Below are 1,886 nucleotides of genomic sequence, written 5' to 3' on the forward strand. Positions count from 1 at the left end.
GGCGGACATCCGCGAGGAGGCGGCGTGGCTGGTCAAGGTGGCCGCCGCGTACACGGGTTCGCCCGCCGTGGCCCACGTCCGTGGCCGCGTGCGTAGTGAGCTCGGCGGTGCCGTGGTGCGGCGCTGACCGCGTGGAACCGCCCCGTCGCCCGGCGTCCACGGGGGACAGCGGGGCGCGGGGCGGTGCTGGTGACGGGCGGAGGGGCCGGGGCCCGGTCAGGCGTGGGCCAGGTCCGGCATCAGCTCGTACACCTGCTCGGCGCAGCCGGGATCGGCTCCCAGGCAGGCGAGCAGCTCCTCCCTGGCGGTGTCCGCCCGGTCGAGCCCGATCAGGCAACGGGCCCGCTGCAACCGGGCGTCCACGTCCTCGGTCGAGTCGAGCACCTCGTCGAGCAGCCGGAGGGCCTCGCCGTAGCGCCCGGCGTCGTGGTGGACCACGGCCAGGTTGAACCGCATGCCGGGGTCGTCCGAGAGCCCGACCGCGCGTTCCAGATCGGTGCACGCGCCGTCCAGGTCGCCCTCCTGGTACCGGAGTTCACCGAGCATGGCCCACGCCTGGGCGTACCCGGGGTCGGCGGCGAGGGCGGCCTCCCAGGCTTCGGACGCCGCCGCCGGCTCGCCGTCGGCTGCCAGCAACTGGCCCTTGAGGCAGAGGAGCTGCGGGCTGTCCGGGGTGTCCGCGAGGCCGGCCCGGACCTCGCTCCAGGCGAGCTTGTGCTCACCCGACTCGAGCAGCAGGGCCGCCCGGTTGAGGCGGGCGTCGGCGAACGCCGGGTCGAGTTCGAGGACGTAACCGAAGTCCGCCAGCGCCGCCTCGGTGTCGCCGAGTTCGGCGAGGACGTCGGCCCGGTTGAAGTACGCCTCGGGGAACGGCGGCGAGAGCCGGATGGCGCGGTCGTAGTCGGCCAGCGCCTGCTCCGGACGGCCCAGGTCGCGCCAGAGCATGCCCCGGTCGAAGTGGTACTCGGCGTAGTTGGGGTCGCACTCGATCACCGCGGTGTAGTCGGCCACGGCCTCGGTGTGGCGGCCGAGGCCCGCATAGACCTGCGCACGGTTGTAGCGCAGCACGGACCGGTGCAGCGTGTGCTCGTGGTCCTCCAGCGTCTCGTCGAGCCGGGCGATGCAGGCGTCCAGCAACGTCAACGCCTCCTCCAGGCGGCCCTGGTGGACCTCGATCAGCGCGAGCCCGTTGCGGTTGAACACGACCCGCGCCTCCCGCTCCTTCGGCTCGGGGTGCCACTTGGCGAAGGCGATCGCCTGGTTGACCCAGCTCCGGGCCAGCTGGTGGTCGCGCCGGTCGGCGTCGAAGTGCCGGGTGTGGAGCATGGCCGTGGCGTACGCGGCCTGCATGTGGACCTCGGGCGAGCTGCTGAGTGCCCGGGCCTCGTCGTACAGGGGAAGCGCCTGTTCGGCGAGGCCCAGTGCGGCGTAGGAGGTGGTCATCTTGGTGGTGAAGGCCCACCAGTGGGTCGGGCTGCTCTCGTGGGTGACCAGCCGCCGGCCGCGCTCGCCGAGGTCGAGGACGGCGTGGTAGTAGCCGAGGTCCATGCAGTGGTCGAGCGCGTGACGCAGGACGTCGGCCCCGGCGCCGGACGGGTCGCTGCCGTGTTCCGCGTGCCAGGTGATGGCGCCCAGCCGCAGGGAGGCCTCGCCGGCCGTCTCCAGCTCGGCCCGCCGCAGATCGTGCAGCCGGGCGCGCTCGGCGGGCGGCAGGGCCAGGTAGGCGGCGAGCTCGTCGGGGTCGTCGCCGACGCCGTCCCTGGCGATGTACCGGCGGCCGGGCGCGGCGTCTGCCGCGGTCCCGGCGGGGCGAAGTTCGTCTCGCTCAGGGAGACCCAGACCCCCCAGGCGAAGGTCTCACCGCTGTGGCGCACCGGGTTCTCGAT

2 protein-coding genes are annotated in these 1,886 nt (G+C 73.8%); one reads left to right on the plus strand and one right to left on the minus strand.

Annotated elements, in window-relative coordinates:
* Positions 1 to 216 precede the first annotated feature (216 nt).
* Positions 217 to 1,548 (minus strand): tetratricopeptide repeat protein, encoded by a 1,332-nt coding sequence (locus ABZ885_RS40250; RefSeq protein ID WP_360200033.1) that lies wholly within the window; start codon positions 1,546 to 1,548, stop codon positions 217 to 219.
* A gap of 3 nt (positions 1,549 to 1,551) precedes the next feature.
* On the opposite strand from ABZ885_RS40250, the gene ABZ885_RS40255 reads away from it, so the two are divergent.
* A partial coding sequence (locus ABZ885_RS40255) for a hypothetical protein (RefSeq protein ID WP_360200035.1) occupies positions 1,552 to 1,886 on the plus strand: 335 nt, incomplete at its 3' end.

Origin of the sequence: Kitasatospora sp. NPDC047058, assembly GCF_040643935.1 — a bacterium.
Lineage (GTDB): Bacteria > Actinomycetota > Actinomycetes > Streptomycetales > Streptomycetaceae > Kitasatospora.